Origin of the sequence: Brevibacillus fluminis (assembly GCF_003710825.1) — a bacterium.
Lineage (GTDB): Bacteria > Bacillota > Bacilli > Brevibacillales > Brevibacillaceae > Brevibacillus_D > Brevibacillus_D fluminis.
The window spans coordinates 233,090-257,138 of the sequence record NZ_RHHQ01000007.1 but is presented as its reverse complement, the minus strand read 5'-3'; the positions used below and the strand labels follow the sequence as shown (position 1 = coordinate 257,138).

The window sequence follows — 24,049 nt, the reverse complement described above, 5'->3', positions numbered from 1 at the left end:
AAACCTGGCTACGCCATGCTTTTGGCTTAAGCCGCGGTTGCCCTTATACTGGATAAGAATTTTATAAATTCTTATCTGTATAAAAAATGAAAGCGGGAGAGACTAATCGTCTCCCCCGCCTACTGACTGGCTTTGCGCCAGCTTTTGTAATCATGGACGGCATATCCTGCAAATGAGGGGGATTGGGCCAGCGCAGACTGCAAAATCGACAGCTCCCTTTCCATTTCTGTGGTTCCCTGCTTGTGGAAGCTGACGTTATCCCCTTCCTTTGACTCTAAAATATTGACGCCGACGATGACGGACGCTTTTTTCCGGTCGTTGGCATCCGCCAGCACCCGCTGCGTGATGTCGACGATGCCGTTCGGCCCTTCCGCATAGTTGCGGTACGCCATCAGGGTGATGCTGTCCAGCCGGTCGAGCATCCAGCTACTGACCTTCTCCGAATCCCCAGGCACCTTCAGCGTATCGATCCAAAACGGCAAGTCCGCGCTTACGGTAAGCCCCGGATCTTTTTTCGTCTCGCTAACGACGAACTCCATGTTCTCCATCCATTGCTCGATTACGTCATCCTTATGTTTTTCCCAGCGGGACAGCAAGTAGGGCTCGATGTCAACGTGGATGCCCTGGAACCGCTCCGCTTCTGCCGCCTGGCTGTTATAGTCCTTCACCCAGGAGATGAAGCTGGAAATATTACTCTGATTGTCGGTGAGGGCCCAGTTCCGGTCGCCGCCGAGCGCATCGACCTTGATGCCCGCTTGACCCGCCGCCTTGATGAAGGAGCGGTATTGGTCCGGGGCGATCTTGTTTTGTTCAATGTGCAAATAGATCAGGTTCACTCCGTTTTCTTTGGCAAAGGCGATAACATCGTCGGCTTGTTCGGTGATGATCGTGGCGTCCCAAATCCAGGTCGCCGTGGTGACAGGCTTGTCTTTGTAGAGTGAAAACACAACGGCAGAGAGAATAAGCAGCATGGCGACCAATGCGAAAAGTTTCCTTTTTTCCGATTGGATCGAGCGCAAACCGCTCATCGCACCTCTTGCAGTTTCTTTTTCACACTGTACGCTTCTTTGTTTTGCTGCCGCTGCCGCGCGATCGCCAACGCCTGTCGAGGCACATCCTCTGTGATGGTCGAGCCTGCCGCCACATAGGCACCCTCCCCGACCGTCACCGGAGCGATCAGGTTTACATTGCAGCCGATGAACGACTCATCTTCGATGGCCGTTCTGTGCTTTTCCACGCCGTCATAATTCACCGTAATGACGCCGCAGCCAACATTGACGCCTTGTCCCACCTCTGCGTCTCCCAGATAGGAGAGGTGAGACACCTTGGAAAACGCGCCGATCCGGGTGTTTTTCAACTCCACGAAGTCGCCGACACGCGCGCCTCTGCCCACCTCGGACTGTGGACGAATGTAGGCAAACGGCCCCACCGTCGCCTCTTCGCCGATGATGCTTCCCGCAAGTGTGGACTGGGTGATCTTGACGTGACTTTCGATCAGGCAATCGGTCACGTCCGCGTTCGGGCCGATCACGCACGCGCTGCCGATCCGCGTCCGCCCGCGCAAAAACGTGCTTGGATGGATCACCGTGTCCGGCTCGATCTCGACATCCGCATCGATATACGTGGACGACGGATCGATCAGCGTGACACCGTTGCGCATATGCTGCTCGCAAATCCGCTTGCGCATGAGCGCTTCCATCTGAGCCAGCTGCACCCGGTCATTGACGCCCGTTCCTTCAGAAGGATCACTCGTCATGAAGGCGGCGACCCGGCACCCCTGTTCTTTCAAAATGTGGAGTACATCGGGTAAATAATACTCCCCTTGCGCATTGTCGTTGCGCACCTGAGTCAGACTCTCGAACAGCTTGCGATTATCAAAGCAAAAGATGCCGGTGCTGATCTCGCACACCTTTTTTTGTCCAAGAGTGGCGTCCTTCTCTTCCACGATGCGGTTGACATCACCGTTTTGGTCCCGGATGACACGGCCATAGCCGGTCGGATCAGGCAACAGCGTGGTCAGGACGGTAGCCGTCGCCTGTTTGCTTTGGTGATAGGAAAACAGGCTCTGCAGTGTTTCTTCCTTCACCAATGGAGTGTCGCCATTGATGACGAGCGTGATGCCATCCTGTCCCTGTAGCTGATCGCGGCACATCGAGACTGCGTGGGCCGTCCCCAGCTGCTCCGGCTGAAACGCGAACTGCACGCGATCGCCGAGCTGCTCCTTGACGGCCTCAGCCCCATGGCCGACTACCACCACGATGTTTTCCAGGGAGAGCTTCTGCAGCAAATCGACGATATGCTGAATCATCGGCTTGCCGCAAACCGGATGCATCACCTTGTAGAGGCTTGATTTCATTCTTGTGCCTTTTCCTGCTGCGAGTACAATTGCATGTGTCTTCATCCTGCTACCTCCTTGCTATTCGTCCGTTTCAACTCCGCCCGGTCCATCCGCTCGATTGGCGTATGGTCTGGCTGGAGGTAGGCGCGTAGCTCGCCCGCCATTTTTTGCACGATCTCTTTCGAATCCATGTTTGCCTGGCTGCCCAATCGATAGGCACGCAGCATGATTTCATACAAAACTCGCTGGTCCATCGTTGGTTGAGAGGTATTCATCCATCTGTTCCTCCTTCTTTTTCCAATTTGATCAGCTGCCATGTGCTGTATGGTGATAGCCGGGCCTCACTCTTATAGCGAGACCCAGACCGAAAACGTTTGCGTGTTCTTTCCTTTTCCGCTATTCAACCGTCACGCTTTTGGCGAGATTGCGTGGACGATCGACGTCATTTCCCAATGCGAGCGATGTATAGTAAGCGATCAGCTGCAGCGGAACTACACTCAAAATCGGTGTGAACAGCGGTGCCGTAGTCGGAATGAAGCAAAGCTCATCGACGGTACGATGCAATTCGATGTGCGAATCCGGCGTAATGCCGAGCACCTTCGCGCCCCTCGCCTTCACTTCGGTAATGTTGCTGATCATTTTTTCGTGCAGTTCGGCCTGCGTGGACAACGCGATCACTTGTGTGCCTTCCTCGATCAGCGCAAGTGTTCCGTGCTTCAGCTCGCCTGCGGCATAAGCCTCAGAATGGATGTAGGAAATTTCCTTCAGCTTGAGCGAGCCTTCGAGCGACACGGCAAAATCGATGCCGCGTCCGATGAAAAATACGCTCTTCTCATCCTTGATCCCTTCGGCAAACGTGCGCAGATCGTCGGCGTTCTCCAACACTTTTTCCACTTGTTCCGGCACGTTCTTCAGAGCGGCGATCAAGGTCGCATGCTCCTGCGGATCGATCGTTTGCTTCTCCTGCGCCAGATACAGGCCAAACAGATAGAATGCCATCAGCTGTGCGGTGTACGCTTTCGTCGACGCGACTGCGATTTCAGGACCAGCAATCGTGGCGATCACATCATCCGCTTCCCGTGCGATCGTGCTGCCGACCACGTTGGTGATCGCGAGCACTTTTGAGCCCAGTCGCTTCGCTTCACGCAGCGCAGCGAGCGTATCCGCTGTCTCTCCGGATTGGCTGACGACGATGGTCAACGTTTTGGCGGTCACCAGCGGTCGCTGATAACGGAACTCGGAGGCCACATCGACATCGACCGGGATTTGCGTCAGCCGCTCGATTGCGTATCTGCCGACCAGCCCGGCATAGTACGCTGTACCACAAGCGACGATGAAGATTTTGTCGATCTCCTTGAGCTCCTCCGCTGTCAAGCGCAAGCCTGGAAACGTCACCTTGCCCGCGGCCTCATCAAGATGGCCCGCCATCGTGCTCTTCAGGGCGCGCGGCTGCTCGTAAATTTCTTTCAGCATGTAATGCTGGAAGCCTTCCTTCTCGGCCTGCTCCTTGTTCCATTCCACTCGCACAAGCTCACGCGCTTGCGGCTCATTGGTGTGGATGTCAACGACCGTCACTGATTCTTTTGTCAAAATTGCCAGGTCGCCGTCGTCGAGAATGTACACATCGCGCGTATGCTCAAGGATTGCCGGAATGTCCGAGCCGATGAAGTTTTCGCCTTGGCCGACACCAATGATCAGCGGGCTGGCGTAGCGGACCGCAATCAGCTTGTCCGGCTCATGCTCGCACATGACGCCCAGCGCAAAGGCCCCGCGAATTTTGCCCACCACTTTGCGTACAGTCGACACGATGTCGCCATCATACAGGTCGGCAAGCAAATGAACGATGACTTCCGTATCGGTTTCCGAGGTGAACGTCACACCTTTGTCGATTAGCTCTTGCTTGATGTCCAAATAGTTTTCGATGATGCCGTTATGGACGATCGAAAATTTGCCTGTCTCATCGACATGAGGATGTGAGTTTTCATCAGAAGGACGGCCATGGGTCGCCCAGCGGGTATGACCGATGCCTGCGCTGCCCGCAAGGCTTACCTCGCTCACCTGCTGCTCCAGTACGTCGATTCTGCCCTTTGCCTTGCAGACCGTGATTTTATCGCCATTGCTTACGGCGATTCCGGCCGAATCATAGCCGCGGTATTCCAGCTTTCTCAACCCATTGGTTAAAATGGTTTGCGCTTCTCTGAAGCCAATATATCCCATAATTCCGCACATACTTGTAATTCCTCCTTCAGTTAAGACGAGCTCCGGTGACCCGTTCGCTTATGCCAACAGGCTGTACAGTTCTTTTTCTTGCTGAATGGAAATCGGCGTACCGATCTTGTAGATGTTCGGGCTACGAATTCCGTCAAACGCATTGCGCGTATCGATGATGCCAACACCCAAATCGGCGAGCTCCTGATAATTGAAGCAGCGATGGTTGGTGACAAGCACCATGCAGTCATACGTTTTCATCCGCTCCAAATCGTAGCTGATCGACGGAATCACTTTGCCGTGTTTGTCTAGGAAGCTTTGGGCATACGGATCGTAAAAATCGACCGTCGCTCCACTGTGCTTGAACAATTCATAGATTTCGAGGCCCGGCGATTCGCGCAAGTCATCGACATCCGGCTTATACGCCATGCCGAGAATCAAAATCTTGGAATTGTTGATCGATTTCGCCTTCACATTCAGCACCTGTGCCGTCTTATTCAGCACGTAATCCGGCATGTTGACATTGATCGATTGCGCGATTTCGATGAACTGGCTGTGGAATCGGAAGCCTTTTGCCTTCCAAGCCAGATACATCGGATCAAGCGGGATGCAATGTCCGCCAATACCCGGTCCCGGATAAAACGGCATGAATCCGAACGGTTTGGTAGAAGCTGCCTTGATCACTTCCCAAATGTCGATGCCCATTTTGTCGGACATCAGCGCCATTTCGTTCATGAACGCGATGTTCACGCTGCGGAACGTATTTTCCAAGAGCTTGGACATTTCAGCCACTTTCGGCGAGGTAACGGGTACGACGGTTTTGACCAGATTGCTGTACAAGAGCGTCCCCAGCTCCTGGCATGCTTCCGTCGTGCCGCCGATGATTTTCGGTGTATTGAAGGTCGTGAACCGGTTATTGCCCGGATCGACGCGCTCCGGCGAATAGCAAAGGAAGAAGTCGACGCCAACCTTGTAGCCCATCGCTTCCAGCTCCCACTGGATCAATTCCTCGGTCGTCCCTGGATACGTGGTGCTCTCCAGCGTGATGAGCAGCCCTTTTTTCATATAGGTCTTGATCTGGTCAACCACTTTGGTGATATAGGATGTGTCCGGGTCCTGATTTTGACTGAGCGGCGTCGGCACGCAAATGCTGATCGCATCGAGGCCCTCAATCACGGAATAATCGGCGGTCGGGATAAAGCGGTTGGTCGCATTCGCTTCCTGCAAAATTTCATCGGCGATATCTTGCACATAGGAGCTGCCCGCCTTCAATTTTTCAATTTTGCTTTGATCGAGGTCGATCCCGACGACGGTGTACCCGCTTTTTACGATTTCCATCGCGAGCGGCAAGCCCACATATCCCAATCCAACCACACCGATTTTTGCGGTTTTCATTTGAAAACGTTTTTTTAGTTCTGTATATCGATCCATTCTGGCTCTCTCCTCTATTTTATGAAATTAAACGTTTGACGCGTGCTTCCAGCTCCGTGGGGGAAAAAGGCTTGGTGATGTAATCCGACGCCCCCATGGCAAACGATTTGCTGACGTCTTCTTCGAGCCGCTTGTCGGTTAACACAACGATTTTGCTTGCCTGCTTTGCCTCATTGCGGATGCGCTCCATGATTTGATAACCATTCATGATCGGCAAATTCAGATCGGTGATGACCAGATCGGGGGTGACTTCCTGGTACTTGTTCACACCATCCATCCCATCGCACGCGACATGGACCTGGTATCCTTTGCGCTGAAGGTAGATGCGCAAAAATTCTGTCACGGTTTCATCGTTGTTGATCAACAGGATGCTCGCTGCTTCCTCTTGCCTTTCCTCGATGCGATGGTCATAAATTTTGATCGCCCCCAGCACGCCTGGCTCCTTGATCTCCTGGATCATGCGAATCAGCATTTCCGACGCGGTTTCCGCACTTTCTGGAAAGCTGGCGACCAAGAGGGACCCGCCCAACAAATTTCGCTGCAGCAGGTAATCTTTCACCAGCAAGCAATGAAAATGGGTGTCGCTGAGCTTTTGTCCCTCCACGATTACGCCCAAAATGCCCTTGCTTGCGTCAAAGACATACTGCGCCACTACCGTGGGCCGCTCCTTTTCCAGATCGAATCGCATGGTATCCAGCAATTCCTTAGAGAAGTTTTTGCATCTGGCAAGGATGGCTCCGCATGATAACCGGTTTTCTTCACAATGGGTAAGGAACTGGTAAAAACTTTGCACGAGACTGCTCAACGTCATTTTCCTCCTAACTAGATTTTTTCTCTTCCAGCTTCCAGCTGGTTCGCGTCATCGTTCCCCACGAGTTGTTGTTGCGCAAAAACTCGATATGCCCGAGGAATCTCCAAATGACGCCAATCTGGCGATAGCCAAAAAACATAAGGATTGTATAGAAAAGCATTTTGACGATATCACGCACGCGCGGATAACGGCGAAATGCGATTTCTTCAAGAAGCAGCGAACCGATACCAAGCAGCACGCCATACAGGATGTTGAGCAGCCCGTACACCAGCAAAATCTTGCTGTTCGTCATATCGAGAGCGGTATAGCCGATGAGCGCCAATAGACCGGTAAGCCGGAAGTACGGATTGAGTGTCTCAAACAAGATGTTGAACGGCAGCGTGATCATCCCGAACACTTTGTATTTGGGACGTAGCACCATGTTTTTGCCGTACTCGATCATGTTTTTCAGATTCCCGCGGCCCCATCTGCGCCGCTGGCTGCCCAAAATTTTGAACGAATCGGGCGCCTGGGTCCAGCACACCGCGTCCGGCGCAAACGCGATCCGATACGGCAGCTTGTTTTCCAGCATGTATTTGTGCAGCTTGATGATAATGTTCATGTCCTCGCCGGGATAACCTTCGCGATAGCCGCCGACCTTGACCACATAGTCTTTGCGGAACACGCCGAACGCCCCCGAGACGATGATCAACCCGTTGATCGCACTCCAGCCGATCCGGCCGCCGAGAAACGCCTTGAGATACTCGACACACTGTAGCATCGGCAATAGCTTTTTCGGCAAGCGGATGTCGCTTACGACTCCGTCTTCAATCTTGCAGCCGTTCGCGATGCGGATATCGCCACCGATTGCAACCGTCTCTTCCGGATTTTCCATATAAACTTTGGCGATCCGGATCAGCGCGTCTTTTTCCAGCAAGGAGTCCGCGTCGATCGAAGCGATCAGCGGGTAGTGGGAAAGGTTGATTCCGGCATTGAGCGAATCCGCTTTTCCCCCGTTCCCCTTGTCGATCAGATAAAGGTTCGGGTAAGCGGGATTGTGGTAAATCCCCCTCACTTTCGACGTGGACAGCACCCGGTTGATCGGTTGATGCTTGGCCGCTGTCAGCTCAAACTGATCGATCAAGACTTGCAGCGTATCGTCCTTCGAGCCGTCATTGACCACGATCACCTCATACCGTGGATAGTTCAATGACAGAAGCGAACGAACATTTTCAATAATCGTCAGCTCTTCGTTGTATGCCGGAACCAAAATCGAGATCGGCGGTACGTACTCCGAACCTGACAACTTCTGGAAGCGCGAATAAACCGAGCTTTTCAAAATCGTCATGATGTTCTTGAACGAGAACATCATGATGAAAAAATACATGGAGTTGATCGCAATGACGTAGTAGATGGCAAAGATGCCGTAATAAAGCAGAAACTCTCTCATGTCTTCCTCCTTCCTGCTACATTTCCAGCGCGTGCATCGCAGCTGTCTTTTGCTTATTCAGCTTTTGATACACATGCAGTTTGTGATTGTAATCGAGCTGCACGTCCAGATCGGACTGCATCGATTCGCCTTTTTCAAGCTCTTCCTGAATGACGTGGTACGCCATTTCCAGCTTGCCTGACTCGTTGTTTTCCTGCAAAATTTCGCACAGCGCCACAAAACCATCGACATGAAGCTGGGCCAAACTATGCGCGCTATTGCGGCAGACCCACCAGTTGGAATCCCCTACCGCTTTTTTCAGCAATGGAATGTAGCCTTGCAGACCCAAGTCGCCGATCGCTTTCGCGCAAATCGCCCGAACTTCCCAATCAGCGTGACTCATGAAACGGTTGATACGCTCTTTTGTCAGGAAGCGGCTGTCTCGGCAGAGTAGTTTGATCGCTTTGATTCTTACTTCCTTGTCCGTCGAGCGGCTCAAGTTGGCGAGCGGCCCTTCCATGCCTAGTTCTGCGTGGAAGGAAAGACCGACCAGCGCGATTTTGACCAATTCTTGGTCCTGTTCTTTCAATAACGAGATCAACAGTGGGATGAAATCGACCTGCGATTCGCTCAAAATATCCACGATGAGCTGATGAAAGCTTTTTTGATAGATGCTCATCAGCTTCACTAATTCACGCAGCGTGCCCTCGTCCTCCGCGCATTTGGCAATTGCCCGGGCGATAATGAAGATGCTCGGATCGTAGCTGCTCCGTCTAAGCAGCCCAAGCAGCTCGGGTACGGCCAGTGGCGACCGCATGGTGCCGAGATTGTAAGCCGCATCGATGCGCGTCCATTTGCGCCAGCTGCGCAGCCTTTGCAAATCGTACTCCACCAGTCCCAAGTCCTGGCACAGCATGATCAGCTTTTCGCGATGCGCGCCATTGAAGCGCTCAATCAATTCAAAGAGCTTCTTCTGGATAATCCGCCGCTCGGCAAGCGTAACCGTGCCGGGCGGCAACTGCAGCCGCTCTTCCTCCTCGATGTAAGCCTGTACGTACTGGAAGTAATCTTGATGGGTCTCCATGCAGCGCGCCGTCCGCTTTTCTTCTGCAACATGCCGCAGCTTGATCGCAAACAGCACAATCAACCCAATAACCGTTATTCCCGTGAGCGCATAGATGAAGGTAATTGCTGTCGCCAAATGTGTCTCCACGAAAATCTCCTCTCCTATCCACACATGGTTTCTATTTTTTTGTCTGCGTCGGGCTTATCTCGCCCAAAGCTTTTTGCATGATCCCAAAGCTTTGCTTTTTCCGCTCGACATAGTTGACTTGCTCCCATGGCTGCCATGTATAGCGCGGCAGTTTGGATACCGGGACCACCGCCGTATCCGGCCCCAGCCCGATCACACTTTTGCTTTTTCGCTCAACGATCCATGGCAGCAAGCGGATGCCTTTGGTCGTTTCGCTGCGGAATGCTTTCCCCGCATCCTGGTAACTCATCACCTGCAGAGAGCTTGGGTCCGTGAATCCGAGCAACATCCACGGTATGCGCATTTCCACCGTGTCCCCTTTCGCTTGCCATGCGGTAAGCGAATTGTAAGCTGGATCGTTCGGATTGGATGTGCCTCTCACTAACTGCCCGGCGTTCACCGCTTCCAACGGATGATATGTCTTGCTGTCCGGCGGCTCCATTTCTAGGCCGACCGCCAGCTTCCACGGATTGAAGATGCCCGAATTATCTTGCTGCTCTTGCAGCGGCACCTGCACCATACGGTATCGTTTCCCATAGAGTCGGGTGAAGAAATCGTAATTAGAGGCAATGCGTACGCCGCTCTCCTTGTCGTTGCCCAACTCGATCAATGTGTCCAATCCCTCGTCAAGCGTGTGCCCGCCCAATTCAGCAGCATGGCGATTTCCGCCCGGCAACGTGTCGACCCCCAGATATAGGGTCTCGGCTGCAGGGTTAAACGCATGGTCTAGCTTCGTCATGATGTAGACGTACCCTTCGTCATGGGTCATCCACATTTCTTTCACACCTGGCATCTGGATATCGAGCCGTTGCTTTTCTTCCGGCTTGAGCTTGTCCCAATCACTCGCATCACCGTCAATCGCCAGCTCATCTTCTTTGCCCGGATACATCCCGAGCACACCGAACAGCGATTCATTGGTCAGCACATTGATCCAGAACGCCCGTCGGTCCTCCGGCAGCTCATATTTCATCGTGTTCCACGTTTTTTTGAACCATTCGTCCTGCCACACAAACAGGATGGCGCCCGCATACCCTTCCTCATGAATCTCTTTGAGCAGGTCGGCGTCGATTTGACCCTGTTCTTTTTCGGAATGCCCGCCTTGGTCGCGACCCAAATTGCCCAAATGCGCCGTTCCCCAGGAAGCCGGCACCCCAAACTCGGTGACCATGACCGGCATGTTTTTGTGATATGCCTTCAGCTTTTGCAAATACGCTTTGTACGTATCGATTTGGCCATTCTTGCTTTTCACCGTCTGCAGCGTCTTGTCATACCGGAAAAAATCCGGATAGTACGGATAGACGTGGTAGGAAGCAAAGTAACCCGCCTGCCAATTCGTTGCCTGAATGTGCGTCGGATCAACGCTAACCAAATCCTCCTGCAAAATCGGCTCACCAGGGTGGGACAACGGATCGGTCGTCACCCAGTTGGTGAAGGTCATCGGATGCTGCCAGTTATACTTGCTCTCTTGCGTAGCCACATCGTCCACCATCTCGGCTAACCACTTTTCAAAAGGTGTCGCTTGTTTCGTCCCTTGGAAATGAGTGCCTGGCGGAAGTGCATCTTTTTGGTGTAGCTTATTCGTCTTTTGCACCATCAGCGGGTCCCATTCCGTTCCGGTATGCCATCCGAGCAGGTACGGTCCCGCATTGGCGCGATAGGTCCCGCTCGCCTTCCCCGGTTTTTCCGGGATCGTGATTTTGCCGTACACCGCGCCGACCGCATCCGCGATCTCTTGATGAAACTCCTGGCGAATCTCCGGCAGATACGCATCTTTTTTCTCAGCGAGCTTTTCCTCCGGGCTCCAGATCCCTTGCATGAAATACAAAGGTTCACCCTGTTTCTTTCGATTGAAATCAACCAATGCTTCATAGAAGACCGGCGAATGGATCGTGTAGATGCGAATCACATTGACCCCCATCTCATCCATCATGGAAAACCACCGCATATAGTCCTCTTTTGTCATCGGCAGCTCACCTGGGTAATGCCCCGGCAGCGACGCGCCGAGGTTCATACCTTTCGCAAAGAAAGGCTGCCATTTTTGGTTTTGATAGATTTCGATTTGATCTCCCTGTGTGCGAAACTTCAGCTTGACGCCATCGGTAGTCTGCATGCTTTCAACTGGCGGCGGCTGCCAGTACCAGGTAAGAAAACCTGCGCTTGCCACGACTACGGCGAGCAAGCCCATCCAGCGAAGCCGCCTCTTATTCCGTGCCAAAACTCATTCGACCTCCTATTTCGTTCGCGCCTCGTGAATCCGTTGCGCAAACCCGGCTTCCTCATGCATTTCTATATCGTGAAATGATGGGGGAAACGCATTCCACGCACCATTTGTCAGCTTTTGTAAAATGCAGCCAGCTTTGTTGCCATTATATAATCCGGAATCAGCTTGTTCCCATAGACCCATGTCCCCATAATGAACCATGATCGATATTCATCAAAAATTAATGTTTTTTGACAAAAGGATAAAATTGCCAAACTTTTCAGGAAAAAAGTCTGCAACCTATACGGACTTTTTTCCTGCATCGAAAAGGTTGCAGAGACCGAGTAGGAAATCGGATCAGTTTTCCGCTGGAAATGTGTGGGGGGAAAGTGAGAGGTTGCAACTAATTTGCGAAGGAGAAGGATGAAAATTGGTAGGTTGCAACTAATTGCGATCGACGGAATTGTGTGAAAACATCACGAAAACTTAACGATTTTAACCCTTTTTGGGCAGAATCAGGCGTCAATAGTTAGAAAACCTGGCTACGCCATGCTTTTTGGCGGAGTTGCGGTTGTACTTATAACAAAAAAAGCATGCTGCCTCACCCGCTTTCGGGGAGTCAACATGCTAATTTCGGTTGTAAGCTGTTGTCGATCCATGCAGTCAGCCCGTCATTGGAACAGTGTCATCAGCCACGGGGCCACGCAAAGCGTGACGAAGGCGGTAACCATCATCGCGATCCCGGCGACGGAGCCGGAGACGCCATCATACTCCAACGCCTTGCTGATCCCGGCCGAGTGGGCGCTGGTGCCGAACAAAACCCCTCGGGCGATCGGGCTGTGAATCCGGAACCATTTGACGATTAAGGGGCCGATGATCATGCCGAACAATCCAGTCACCAAGGTGGCAACCGCCGTGATCGTCGGCACACCGCCAATGATTTTGGAGATGGAAATCGCGATCGGCGTTGTGGCCGAACGCGGTGCGAGACTGTCCATGATCGCATTCGTCAAGCCGAACAGATGAGCAAGGCCCGCCGAGGTGAGGATCGCTGCGATCGCCCCGCAGCCGACGCTGATCAGGATGGCGCTCGCATTCTTTTTCATCACGTCAAAATGTTTGTATAAGGTGACGGCTAGTGCGATTGTGGCGGGCTCGATCATATCGCTCAGCCATTTCGCCCCTTGGTTGTACGTATCAAATGAAACGCCAGACAGCTCGATCGCCGTGATAATGATGATTGGCGTCACGAGCAGCGGCGTGAGATAAATTTTGGGAAATGCCCTGTACAATCTTTTTGCCGCCACATACACGGCAATCGTGCAGAACAGCCAGAATAAGGCGCTCATCATGATGTCATCCTTTCTTTGCGTCGGGTGATCATTTGACCGATCAAACCGGAGCACAGCATCACGATGATTGTGCTGCAAATGATAGTAAGCGCAATCCACAGGCCACTCGTCATCACCAAGCTTTTGTAATTGACGATGCCGACAGTCGCCGGGATAAAAAACAACAGCATCTCGGAGAGCAGCCATTTGGAGCCCGTTTCGATCCAATCCAACCGGATTACCTTCAGCTTCAGCAACGCAAACAGCGTGCAAATTCCCAGGATGGCGCCCGGAATGGGCAGATGCAGCCAAGCCACCACCGCATCCGCCAGTTTGGCGATGACGATGAAGAAAAGCACTTGGCCAATCAATTTCAGTATTCTATTCATTTTGTTTGTCGTCTCCTCTCCCTACGACTAGTATAGGGAAACTCTTTTCATAAATGAAATGAATTTATCGCATGGTTTTCATTCCATTTGTCTATTTTCGAATCATAGAGCGACCTTGGGTGGGCGGTGGCTGGTTGCGTTTTGTCCGGATACGCAAAACGGCCTTCTCTCGGACTCAGGTCGTAGCCGCCCCCCAACAAGAGTCTGTCAACCGATCATTCCTCGGCCTGTTAAAATGTTCCACTTCCTCCTGTAAAGTCAGAGATACAAATCACAACGAAATGGGTGGTCGTTTATGAAGAGTCAAACGACTCGCAACACAACCCCCTCTTTTTTTGAAGGGGAAAAATGGCTGGTGCTTACCGGGCTGCTTGGTTTTTTGCTCTCCTGCATTTGCGCAGGGTGGGTCATCCTTTACGGAGGACCAGTCAGTCCGAATGGTGACGTATTGAATGCTTTCTCCTTCAATGCCGCTCTGGGCATCTTCTTGCTGTCGACAGCGGCAATCGCCCCCTTCTCCGGGATGGGGCCAAAGAGAAGGGCTGCTTTTCGCTGGTCTTATATCATCCTCGCACTTTATTCGTACTTTGCTGAAACCGTACAAAATTTTCGCGGCGTCAATCCGCGGTTCGTAAAGGGAGGCGCTCCCTTTGACGTCATGGTCGGCTCCATTTTTACTTTCGTCGCCCTGCTGCTGATCGTTGGATATTTGTTTTTCGCGGTACAATATTTCCGGCAAAGGTCCACAAAGCTCCGCCCCACATTGGTCTTAGCCATCCGCTATGCGATGGTTGCCGTGGTCATCTCCTTTGTGGCCGGGGTCTGGATTTCTTTCAACCATGGCAGGATCGTCGGTCTTCACGGAAATATCATCTGGCTGCACGGCCTCGGTTTTCATGCGCTACAGGCAGTACCGGCAGTCGCCTTGCTTGCCGAACGCTCAAACCTCGCCGAAAAAGTACGAAGCCGTCCTATCCACCTAGCTGGTATCACATACTTGCTTGGCCTCGTCGCTATCGCCGCTCAAACGTATCAAGGCTTCTCTATTCTGGAATTCTCACTCTTGCCTCTTTTAGCCCTGGGATGCTTCCTCGTTTCGATCGCATCGGGAGCGCTTGTGCTACGACGCTCCTTGACACATCGTGTAGTTGCCGCGAATCGCCTTCGGTAGGCCCGTTCAGACAAAAACCCCAGTCCCGCACGCACTGCGTGTTCGGTACTGGGGTTTTTCGTGTACATCAACGGGTTGCGCCTGCATTCACCAACATCCTTTCCATCTCTTGATACCGTCGGCTTCTTGCATGCGAAAGCGGCGTAACACCTTCCCGGTCCGCAAGCTCCACATCAGCGCCGTGTTCGATCAGCAACGCGACGATTTTCTGATGGTCCTCTCCGCCGTCGCTTAAGATGATCGCCTCCAGCAGTGCCGTCCAGCCAAGGTTGTTGATGTGATTCACGTTCACATCAGAACGGGTAAGCAGCTCCTTCACCACTTCCACATGGCCGCGTTCACTGGCAGGGATCAGCGAAACACCGCCATAACGGTTGGTCAGTCGCGTGTCCGCGCCCGCATCGAGCAACAGCTTCACGATCGCGAGCTTCCCTGCAGCCGCTGCATGCAGCAGCGGATTGTCATTGCGATCATCCCGCAGATTCACATCTGCCCCCGCCTCGATCAGAAAATGAATAGTTTCGATATGGCTCCCATGTGCTGCGAGTAGGACAGGCGTTCGCCCTGCAGCATCCCGCGCATTGATGTCAGCACCTCGTTCGAGCAAATCTTTAACGACACTTGTCTCACCATTTTTTGCAGCCTGCAAGAGCTTGTGAGTCATCCTCAGTTCCTCCCTACACAATTGACCTGTTTCCATCCTATTATAATAGAAGACATCGCTTCCAACTGGGTCATTTTGTAAAAAAAAAAGACTCCGCCCTACTCTCTTTCGAGGAAATAGGGGGAGCGCTTTGCCGTTACTCTCTTTTGTCATCCCATTTATTCTGATTCGTCTCGATCGGGTCAACAACATCGGGTTTTCTCGCATAGGCCTTGTTGGTGACCCATATGCTGATCCACACGATGACGGCACACATGACGACCATGACGATAATAAATCCGCTACCCATATACAATCCTCCAGACATTGGCATTCTCTAACCCTTAGCTACCGTCCCACATACCAACGACACGTACCATCCTAATTATAGGATGCGAGAAAAGGGTGAAAACCATCCACTTTTTCGTTAATTTACCCATCCACTTCGTTTCCATCGCCATAGCCGCCTTTAATCTGTCACACCTTTTGCCGTTTTCCACTGTTTGTAGGCGGAAGGCAAGCAGATGGCACAAGGTCGATACCCTGCCGCAATCGCTGTCCGCTCATCCTCAAAAAATACACGATGCCTCACATAGCCGCCACGGGCGATTGCACGCAGTGCGGATGGGCAGTCCAAACGCCCATAAAGCTTGCGTGGCTTATATCCGCCGAGTGTTCCGGGTGTTTTGCTTTGATATCGTAGCCCGTCCGCCCCTAGCAGCGTGAAGGTTTTGTCGCTGCCGTCACACGGTCTTTGCGGCGTGCACATTGGCAAACCAGCCGATCAGGCGGAAATTGATCTCTTCCTCAGCCAAGCCTTCAAACAGGTTGGCTTCTGTAACCATGTCGTACAAACGTTCCATCGGTTCCCGTCCATCTGCTTTTTTCGCCTTTGCATCGGTTTTCAGCAGGTGCCACGTGTTGATAACAAAATCGCGCCGATCTACTTCCTGCTTGCGGAAAAAGTCAGCCAGCTTTTCGACATCGGTAATGAATGCCGTGCCGAATCGGCCATCGGCATCGCCGCGAAGAAGTGCGATCTCCGCCTCGTACATCGGATACAGCTTTTCTTTACTCTTGCCGATCCATGGTGTTTCCAAGATGAGCGGCAGATGACGGATTTTTTCGTGGTGCACGATCCGGTTCATCGCGTCAAAGCCGATCATGCCGGCTCCCACCGGGGCATGACGGTCTTTCCCTGTACCGATGAGACTCTTGCTGTCATTTAAGTGGACAACAGCGATCCGGTCCAACCCGACAATGCGATCGAACTGCTCCAGCACGCCGTCGAAATCATTGACGACGTCGTAGCCGGCATCATGAATATGGCACGTATCCATGCAGACGGAAAGTCTGTTATTCGCTTCTACCTTGTCGATGATCGCGGCGATTTCCTCAAAACTGCGGCCAACCTCGGTCCCTTTGCCGGCCATTGTTTCCAGCGCAATTTTGACGTCGTTATCTTTGACACCGTTTAAAACCTCGTTCAGCCCTTCTGCGATCCGCTTAATCCCGTATTCCGCGTCCATTTCCGTATAGGCGCCCGGATGGAGCACGATGTTTTTCGCGCCTCCGATGTAAGCGGTCCTCCGGATCTCTTCTTGCAAAAATTGCACCGCGAATTCGAAATTATCTTCTTTAAAGGTGCCCAGATTGATGATGTATGGCGCATGGACAACGATTTCCCCGATTCCTTGCTCATCCATGATCGCTTTGCCTTTTTCGATATATTGGTCCTCAATCGGTTTGCGGCGCGTGTTTTGCGGTGCGCCCGTATAGATCATGAACGTGCTCGAGCCGTACGCGACCGCTTCTTCCGCGGCGTTCAGCAGCCCCTTGCCGGAAAAAGACACATGTGATCCGATTCTCAACATGATAAACACTCCTCTTCTTTCACTCATAAGCAAGCCTTGCCTGCGATTCTTTTCCGTTTTCGTCCCTTTGGCATAAGCAGCCTGTAACTATTTTCGTTTCATTTGTCGAATAACCTTTTTTGTTTCCGAATCAACGCGATTGGATTCGGTTATTTTTTGCAGTGCCTTGTTGTACGTAAAATCGTCGAGTGCGTTTTTTCGTAAATAAGGTATCGTCTGCTCCGGCATTTTCACAAAGCACATTGACACGGCCCAGGCGATCGCCATTTTGGCGTAATACCCGTCGGCACTGGCGTTGTCCAAACATGCGAAGACCTTCTGAATATATGCTTCTTCGATGTAAAAATCAAGCAGCATCACGACGCCAAAGCGCACTTCGTACTCGTTTTGGGACGCGAGGTACGGCTGTAAAAACTCCCAGACGGCCGCTTTGTTCGTATTCGTGAACGTAAGCCCGATGCAAAAGCTGTCGCAGACCGACCAATTGTCGATTTTGGGGACAAAAGTTGCGATCTGCCGCAACCGTTCCTCACAATCGGTTTTGGCATAGCCGATCACCATCCCTTGCAGCATGATTTCTTCAAACGTATCTGTTTCGGCGCTCGACAAGTACGAACGCCAATCCCCTTTCGCAATCGCCTTCGCCATCGTACGCAGCTTGGGCAGCCGCACGCCCAGCACGTTGTCGATGGTAGGAAGCAGCGCCGCTGAAAATTGTTGATACTCCGGCTCCGCCATTTCAATTAGCTGCTGTTTTATCGTCGTTTTCACTTGTTTTCCCCTTCTTTTCTCATAACGGTTGCCTTTTATTCAAACGAGATGCGCCATAAATAGATCGAAGCGACGGAGCCGTATGGGCTGTATGTGCGCCGATATGACTCGAATTGCTCCTTTGTCAACGCATCGAGGCCGTAGAGCTTCATCATGCCGCGTCGGATGGCGATATCACCCCAGCTGACGACATCCGGACGCTGCAACGAATGGATCAGCATCATTTCCGCCGTCCATCTGCCTACTCCGTTGATACTCATCAGCTTTTTGATCACCTCGGCATCTGATAGCTCGCACAGTTCCTCCAGCTGAATCGTTCCTTGCACGATGCTTGCGGCAATCTCTTTAATGACCAACGCCTTTTTCATGGTGATACCGCATTGCTGGATAACCTCTGCCGGCTGCTCGGTTAGGTTGTGCGGCGTAATTTCACCGAGCTGTGTCTGCATGCGTTCCCACACGGTTTGCGCCGCTTTGGCGGAAATGAGTTGACCGACAATCGCGTGAACCAGGGCGGTGAACAGATCGGGGATGACGGTGCGCTCCACCATGCCCAACCGCTTCATCGCCTCCCCCAACGTTGGGTCTGCCTGTGTTAAAAAATCGATTTCCTTTTTGCCATATATAAAATAAGTAGTCGGAACAATCCCCATTTGCTTCTGCTCTCCTGTCCGTATCTATGATTTTGGCCGATACAATCTATTTTTTCCTTTGTAGCACTACTATATCGCATCTGTCTGCACCAAGACGACGAGAATGCAATGGAAGAGCAAGATTGTGAAATGGTTGGATACGTTGACAACGCATCCGATTACATGGAGTATAATGGAATAATGTTTATCCGGAACATCCTATTAAAGGAGCAAAACGATGAAAGAACAAGCATCAAGATTTAAACGCGGCACACCATTGGCCGAAAAGAAGGTTACCTGGCTGGAACTGTTTTACGATCTGCTTTTTGTCGCAGCCGTTTCAAAAGCGGGTCATGTTTTGTTACATGTGGAATCCGGCGTGGTTCCGATCGAATACTTGACCAAATTCGTTCTCATCTTTGTCCCAATCTGGTGGGCATGGGTCGGCCAATCTCTCTTTGTGAACCGGTTTGGGCAAGATATTTTATCGCACCGGATATTTTTGATCGTGCAATTATTTTTTGTACTTATCATGACGGTCAGCCTATCCGTTCATTTTGATCAATACTATGCTCCCTTCTTCATCGGCTACATTGGTTTACGAGCCATGACTGCCATCCAGTATCTTTCGGTACATAAGAATGAGGAAGCCGATCGAAAAGTCACCGCTCGTTATTTGGGTAGCCGCTTTTGGATTGGACTTTTGGTCTCTTCGCTCTCCCTATTTTTTGACTCGTGGATTCGTTATGCCCTTCTTTACGCGGGCATTGTCATTGACATTTTGTTACCTTTGATCGGCCGGAAATACTTGGTGAGAAGTCCGATCCAAACGCATCATTTATTAGAGCGCTTCGCGTTGTTTACACTCATTCTTCTTGGTGAATCCGTCATCAGTATCATCACCGTCCTGCAGTCTGGGGACATGACTTGGCAATCCGTTTTATTCGCTTCCATCACGTTTGTATTACTCATCGCGATATGGTGGCAATACTTCGATAATGTGGAGAAGAAGGTCAACAAAAATATAGAGACGGCCGGGCAGACCATCATATACGGCCATTTATTCATCTATTTATCCATGTGCATGATTGCTGCTTCGATCCAACTGTTATTTTTGAAACAAGTAAATAATAGCTTTATGTTAAACTTTCTTTTTGGTTCGGTGTTCATTTACTTTCTTTCCACCTCGTTGGTCTTCCATAAATACAGACACGTCAACCAACAATTAAAGTTCTACCATTTAGTCGTATTCTTAGGCTTACTTGGCGTTTTTTTCATGGTGGATTTGTTATTCCCGCTGCCTAACTACGTGATCATTGCGGAAATAGCGCTGTTTTTTATCGTCTATGCTAAAGTAACGACCTGATGCCCAAACGTAAGCCCCCAAAAATCGAATCTTACTAGGAGAGATGATTCATGTCATTACGAACCGTTGGTATTCACCACATTACAGCTTTTGCAAGAGATCCGCAGGCGAATGTAGATTTTTACGCAGGCGTTCTTGGCCTTCGACTTGTAAAGCGCACCGTTAACTTTGACGCTCCGGAAGTGTATCATTTGTACTTCGGCAACCAAGCAGGAAGCCCCGGAACGGTCATCACCTTCTTCCCGTATCCCACTTCACGCAAGGGACGGGTTGGAGGCGGACAGGTGGGGATTTCTACTTTTGTCGTTCCGATAGGCGCACTTCCTTTCTGGGAAGAACGTCTTTCAAGCTATGGCATTTCGGCGACGAAGACTTCCAGATTCTCCGAGCAGTATCTCCAGTTCTCGGATGATCAAGGGCTCCAACTAGAGATAGTGGAACGGTTGGAAGGCGCAAATAGCGAATGGTCGTTTGACGGAGTGCCCACTGAAAAGGCAATCAAAGGATTAGGTGGAGCTGTTCTGTTTAGTCTCGACGCAGCAAAAACGATGAGTGCTATGGAGAATCTTCTCGGTATGAAGAAAATCGGTGAGGATCAGGAGTATGCGCGTTTCCAAACGTCAGCTGAGATGGGGAACTTGATCGACGTACGGATAGCCGATATGGAGCGGGGAGCCGGCGGAGCTGGTACGGTACACCATATTGCTTGGCGGGCTAAGGACTTAGAGGAACACGAGCAATGGCAAAAGGAAGTACGTCAATCTGGCTACGAGCCGACTGAAATCAAAGACCGTAATTATTTTAAAGCGATTTATTTCCGCGAAGCAGGAGGAATCTTGTTTGAGATCGCTTCCGATCCACCGGGGTTTGCCAATGATGAGGCTGCAGCGTTTCTGGGAGAGAAATTGATGCTACCGTCCTGGTTCGAGCCTAACCGTGCACAGATCGAAGAGAAGCTGCCGCCTATCCAAGTCCGTGCGCTGGAAGCAGACAGGCAATAAAAACAGCGGTTCGTCTACGACTTATTTTATCAGGTCATAGACGGACCGCTGTTTCATTTATCGGACACGCTTGCCGACGAGCGCTCTTACGCACCCAGTGTTTGCGGGATGCGTATCGTCACTTTTGTACCGCTCCCTAGCTCGCTTTCAATCTCCAGCCCGGCGCCGATACTCCGCAAGCGTCTTTCAATGTTGCGCAGCCCAACCCCTTTCCGGTTCCGTTTGTCTGCGACCTGCAAAGCTTCATCCGCCGAATAACCGGGGCCGTTATCTTCAACTGTGACCACAAGGTGGCCATCCTCGGCGTAGAGCGCGATCTTCACGGTGCCGCCCGACAGCCGCTTCATCGCCCCATGTCTGATGGCGTTTTCCACGATCGGCTGAATCGTCAGCGGCGGGACCTGGCCAGCTGGACTGTCCGGGAATTCGCAGACGACATGCAGCCGGTCGCCAAACCTGGTTTGCTCAATATGGAGATACGCTTCCACCAGCTCCAGCTCGCGTTGAATCGCGATTACGTTTTCATGCTGTTCAAAATCAAAGCTATTGCGCAAATACGTGCTCAAATCGATCAGCAAGTCTTGCGCCCGCTCCACGTCTTTTTGGCTGACCGCCAAAATCGTATTAAGGGTATTGAACAAAAAATGAGGTTTGATTTGTGACTGCAAAAACGCCATTTCCGCCTGAATCACCTCGCTGACAGACTGTTTCATTCTGAGCAGCGTGCGAACCCTTGCCCGCAGCTCAAACGCTTCCACAGGCTTTGTCACATAGTCGTTGGCACCCGCTGCAAAGCCTGCGAGCAAATCGTCCTTTTGAATGCGAGCGGTGACCATCAACACAGGCAGCTCCGACGGCGTGTACAGCTGTCGCAGATGGTGACACACCTCGTACCCCGACATGTGCGGTAACATGACGTCAAGAATCACCAAGTCCCATCGGCGATGCTGTGACAGCGCGGCCAACGCCTCTCGCCCATTGGTCGCGATCGTGATCTGATACGGTTCCGCCGCCAGCAGATTCATCATCACATAGCGATTAGTCGGATCGTCGTCCACCAGCAAAATATGCGCTTCCGTCTTCTCCCGCTGCGGTTGCCTGGTTTCCGGCACCTGCGGCATAGCCGCCGCTGCCGTTTGCATGTGCGTAATCGACTCACGAAGGAATTGCTCGTTGACTGCAGAAGAAGTGACTTCTTCAGTTGCCCCTGTAATCGGCATCGTGAAGAAAAAGGTTGTACCGCGCCCCTGCTCGGAGGTTACGCGGATCGTGCCGCCATGTCGCTCCACCAGCTTTTTGCAAATGTGCAGCCCAAGCCCTTTCCCTTCTTTTCCATCATCGCCCTGAGCGAACATGTCAAAAATGGATGCCTGTTTCTCCGTCACAATGCCGATTCCCGTATCCGCCACGCGAATTTCAACCATCCCACCCTTTCGCTCCGCTTCCACCGTAATCGTACCAACCGGCGTAAATTTGATTGCATTATACAATAAGTTAAAAATAATTTGCAGAAATCGCTGCTCGTCAGCGACGATGCGCGGCAGCTGTTCGGGCACCCGATTCACGAGCCGCACGACCTGCTCGTCTGTCAAAAAACGCATTACATCCATAGCAACAGCGACGACATCATGCACAGCAAGGCTTGTCCGCTTCAGCTCGATCCCTGCCTGCAAGTGTGAAATATCGAGCAAATCATCCAGGAGATGGGTCAGGCGCTTCCCTACGTCCAAGACGAGCTGAAGATTTTCCTTTTGCCGTTCATTCAGTTCTCCTGCACCGCCCTCGACTACAGATTGTACGATATTCATCGTGGCATGGAGCGGCGTACGCAACTCATGCGAGGTGTTGGCCAAAAATTCGTCCTTCGCCTTATCCAGCGTCAAAAGCTGCTGGGATAGCTGTTCCGCTTTTGTCAACGTCGAGAAAAATCGCTCCGAGCTTAACATCGCAAGCGAAATGGCAAACACGAGAATCTCGATCGGCACCCAGCCGTCGTCTTGAATCCAGCCGAGAAAACGTAAATTTTCAAACACACCGTTATAAAAGATGCTGCACGTGCTGATGACGACCCAGATCAGGCTCGCATGGTTCGACCACACGCTGCGAAGCAGCCAAACAAAGTGATACATGACGGTAATCCATGAGACGAAAATATAAAAGGCGTTCAGACTGGTGAATGTGTTCGCGTTCAGCAGCAATACCGAGGCAATGCACAAACCGGTCAATGCCAGCAGCATGCTGCCCGCTTTTCCGCCCGATGTTTGGCGGGCGATGTTTTTCATGAACAACGAATAGGTGATGATAAGCCCGAGCATGGACAGAAATTGAATACGCGTTACCCAATCGTACGACAAGTCAAACCAGCCGAGTGCGATGCGCTCCCGATGGGTAACCAAGTAAAGAGCGGCAAACAGATTTGATAATGAAAAATAAATGAATTCCGTAAAGCGGCTATTGTGGATAAACAGCATGCAAAAGTAAATGCCAAACAACAGCAGTAAGCTGCCTGCGATCGCATCGAAATATTCCGAGCTGCGCTTGGCCGCTACGATTTCCTGAAGAGGCCCGACCATGATCGGTTCAAATATCCCGCCCCCGGAGCCAAAATCGGCATTCGCAATTTGCAGCACGATATCAAGACGGTTCCCCGTTACTTCCATATACGTCACATAGGGAACATTGCGGGCAACCACATCATCGGCGCGTGCAGATGGCCGGCCCTGTTCTCCTGCGGTCTGTCCGTCGATGAACAACCGATGTGACGATCGTATATTCGCAACCCGAACGCCCCATACACGCTGGCTGCTCTCGGGCAGAAGCATTGTTAGATGATATGTGCCATACCCGAACGATGTTTTCGACTGCTCGTTCACATAAGCGTCCCATACACCTGGCACATTTACAGTGAGCTTCTGCCCGGCTTGTGCCGCAAGCTGGTCAGCCGTATACAGCCCATCACGGTAAAACTCCCATTCGCCATTCAGTTTCATAGCACCGTTGTGGGCAAAATCCCAGCCTCTTGCATCCAGCACCCCTTGTTTGGCGACCGGCATCTGGGGAGAGCCGGATATATCGTGCCACCCTAGGCGGACGCAAGTCACCACTAAAAACACGGCAAAAACGATGAGTAGTTTCCCTTTATTCGACATGCGCTTCCCCTCAATCTAAGTCGCATTTCCTGATTTTTCATGGTAGTACCCATTGTCCACGATAAGAGGTGCGT

General features: G+C 51.6%; 21 protein-coding genes. 3 read left to right on the top strand and 18 right to left on the bottom strand.

What is annotated here, in order from left to right; translation table 11 throughout:
- Positions 1–119: 119 nt before the first annotated feature.
- From EDM56_RS08030 to EDM56_RS07980, 11 genes are all read right to left on the bottom strand, one after another.
- Positions 120–1,028: a hypothetical protein gene (locus tag EDM56_RS08030; RefSeq protein WP_122917374.1), complete on the bottom strand. Its 909-nt coding sequence runs from the start codon at positions 1,026–1,028 to the stop codon at positions 120–122.
- Entirely contained in the window at positions 1,025–2,401 is a 1,377-nt protein-coding gene (glmU, locus tag EDM56_RS08025; RefSeq protein WP_122917373.1) for a bifunctional UDP-N-acetylglucosamine diphosphorylase/glucosamine-1-phosphate N-acetyltransferase GlmU, read from the bottom strand. The genes EDM56_RS08030 and glmU overlap by 4 nt, the downstream gene beginning before the upstream one ends.
- The gene (locus EDM56_RS08020) at positions 2,398–2,613 is read right to left on the bottom strand and encodes a hypothetical protein (protein ID WP_122917372.1); all 216 of its coding nucleotides are present in this window, start codon (positions 2,611–2,613) and stop codon (positions 2,398–2,400) included. Before EDM56_RS08020 ends, glmU begins: the two co-directional genes overlap by 4 nt.
- Before the next feature lie 121 nt (positions 2,614–2,734).
- Positions 2,735–4,567, bottom strand: coding sequence for a glutamine--fructose-6-phosphate transaminase (isomerizing) (glmS, locus tag EDM56_RS08015; protein ID WP_122917371.1), 1,833 nt, complete (start codon positions 4,565–4,567; stop codon positions 2,735–2,737).
- A gap of 48 nt (positions 4,568–4,615) precedes the next feature.
- Entirely contained in the window at positions 4,616–5,977 is a 1,362-nt protein-coding gene (locus EDM56_RS08010) for a nucleotide sugar dehydrogenase (protein ID WP_122917370.1), read from the bottom strand.
- Between the two features lie 19 nt (positions 5,978–5,996).
- Complete coding sequence (locus tag EDM56_RS08005; RefSeq protein WP_246009304.1) at positions 5,997–6,788, bottom strand: response regulator transcription factor; 792 nt, start codon at positions 6,786–6,788, stop codon at positions 5,997–5,999.
- Between the two features lie 7 nt (positions 6,789–6,795).
- Positions 6,796–8,217 carry a glycosyltransferase family 2 protein gene (locus EDM56_RS08000; RefSeq protein ID WP_122917369.1) on the bottom strand — a complete coding sequence of 474 codons (1,422 nt, stop codon included), beginning with the start codon at positions 8,215–8,217 and terminating at the stop codon, positions 6,796–6,798.
- A 16-nt stretch (positions 8,218–8,233) separates the two neighbouring features.
- Complete coding sequence (locus EDM56_RS07995) at positions 8,234–9,409, bottom strand: HEAT repeat domain-containing protein (RefSeq protein ID WP_122917368.1); 1,176 nt, start codon at positions 9,407–9,409, stop codon at positions 8,234–8,236.
- 31 nt (positions 9,410–9,440) lie between these two features.
- On the bottom strand, positions 9,441–11,633 hold the full coding sequence (locus EDM56_RS07990; RefSeq protein ID WP_122917367.1) for a hypothetical protein: 2,193 nt from the start codon (positions 11,631–11,633) through the stop codon (positions 9,441–9,443).
- Between the two features lie 686 nt (positions 11,634–12,319).
- Positions 12,320–13,000 (bottom strand): LrgB family protein, encoded by a 681-nt coding sequence (locus EDM56_RS07985; protein ID WP_122917366.1) that lies wholly within the window; start codon positions 12,998–13,000, stop codon positions 12,320–12,322.
- Complete coding sequence (locus EDM56_RS07980; protein ID WP_122917365.1) at positions 12,997–13,368, bottom strand: CidA/LrgA family protein; 372 nt, start codon at positions 13,366–13,368, stop codon at positions 12,997–12,999. The genes EDM56_RS07985 and EDM56_RS07980 overlap by 4 nt, the downstream gene beginning before the upstream one ends.
- 295 nt (positions 13,369–13,663) lie before the next feature.
- Between EDM56_RS07980 and EDM56_RS07975 the strand changes: the two genes are divergently transcribed.
- The gene (locus EDM56_RS07975; RefSeq protein WP_122917364.1) at positions 13,664–14,539 is read left to right on the top strand and encodes a hypothetical protein; all 876 of its coding nucleotides are present in this window, start codon (positions 13,664–13,666) and stop codon (positions 14,537–14,539) included.
- A gap of 67 nt (positions 14,540–14,606) precedes the next feature.
- Here the strand turns inward: EDM56_RS07975 and EDM56_RS07970 are convergent, their stop codons facing one another.
- The 6 genes from EDM56_RS07970 to EDM56_RS07950 all read right to left on the bottom strand — a co-directional run bounded on the left by EDM56_RS07970 (position 14,607) and on the right by EDM56_RS07950 (position 18,480).
- Positions 14,607–15,203 carry an ankyrin repeat domain-containing protein gene (locus tag EDM56_RS07970; RefSeq protein WP_122917363.1) on the bottom strand — a complete coding sequence of 199 codons (597 nt, stop codon included), beginning with the start codon at positions 15,201–15,203 and terminating at the stop codon, positions 14,607–14,609.
- A 136-nt stretch (positions 15,204–15,339) separates the two neighbouring features.
- The gene (locus EDM56_RS31425) at positions 15,340–15,492 is read right to left on the bottom strand and encodes a hypothetical protein (RefSeq protein ID WP_183192344.1); all 153 of its coding nucleotides are present in this window, start codon (positions 15,490–15,492) and stop codon (positions 15,340–15,342) included.
- Positions 15,493–15,651: 159 nt separating this feature from the next.
- The gene (locus tag EDM56_RS07965; protein ID WP_122917362.1) at positions 15,652–15,951 is read right to left on the bottom strand and encodes an Ada metal-binding domain-containing protein; all 300 of its coding nucleotides are present in this window, start codon (positions 15,949–15,951) and stop codon (positions 15,652–15,654) included.
- Complete coding sequence (locus tag EDM56_RS07960; RefSeq protein ID WP_122917361.1) at positions 15,926–17,056, bottom strand: deoxyribonuclease IV; 1,131 nt, start codon at positions 17,054–17,056, stop codon at positions 15,926–15,928. The genes EDM56_RS07965 and EDM56_RS07960 overlap by 26 nt, the downstream gene beginning before the upstream one ends.
- Positions 17,057–17,143: 87 nt before the next feature.
- Positions 17,144–17,827, bottom strand: coding sequence for a DNA alkylation repair protein (locus tag EDM56_RS07955; protein WP_122917360.1), 684 nt, complete (start codon positions 17,825–17,827; stop codon positions 17,144–17,146).
- 35 nt (positions 17,828–17,862) lie between these two features.
- On the bottom strand, positions 17,863–18,480 hold the full coding sequence (locus EDM56_RS07950) for a DNA-3-methyladenine glycosylase family protein (RefSeq protein WP_122917359.1): 618 nt from the start codon (positions 18,478–18,480) through the stop codon (positions 17,863–17,865).
- 256 nt (positions 18,481–18,736) lie between these two features.
- Between EDM56_RS07950 and EDM56_RS07945 the strand changes: the two genes are divergently transcribed.
- The gene (locus EDM56_RS07945; RefSeq protein ID WP_122917652.1) at positions 18,737–19,825 is read left to right on the top strand and encodes a low temperature requirement protein A; all 1,089 of its coding nucleotides are present in this window, start codon (positions 18,737–18,739) and stop codon (positions 19,823–19,825) included.
- A 50-nt stretch (positions 19,826–19,875) separates the two neighbouring features.
- Positions 19,876–20,826, top strand: coding sequence for a ring-cleaving dioxygenase (locus tag EDM56_RS07940; protein WP_122917358.1), 951 nt, complete (start codon positions 19,876–19,878; stop codon positions 20,824–20,826).
- An 86-nt stretch (positions 20,827–20,912) separates the two neighbouring features.
- On the opposite strand, the gene EDM56_RS07935 is transcribed toward EDM56_RS07940, so the two are convergent.
- On the bottom strand, positions 20,913–23,975 hold the full coding sequence (locus EDM56_RS07935) for a hybrid sensor histidine kinase/response regulator (RefSeq protein ID WP_122917357.1): 3,063 nt from the start codon (positions 23,973–23,975) through the stop codon (positions 20,913–20,915).
- Positions 23,976–24,049: the final 74 nt, after the last annotated feature.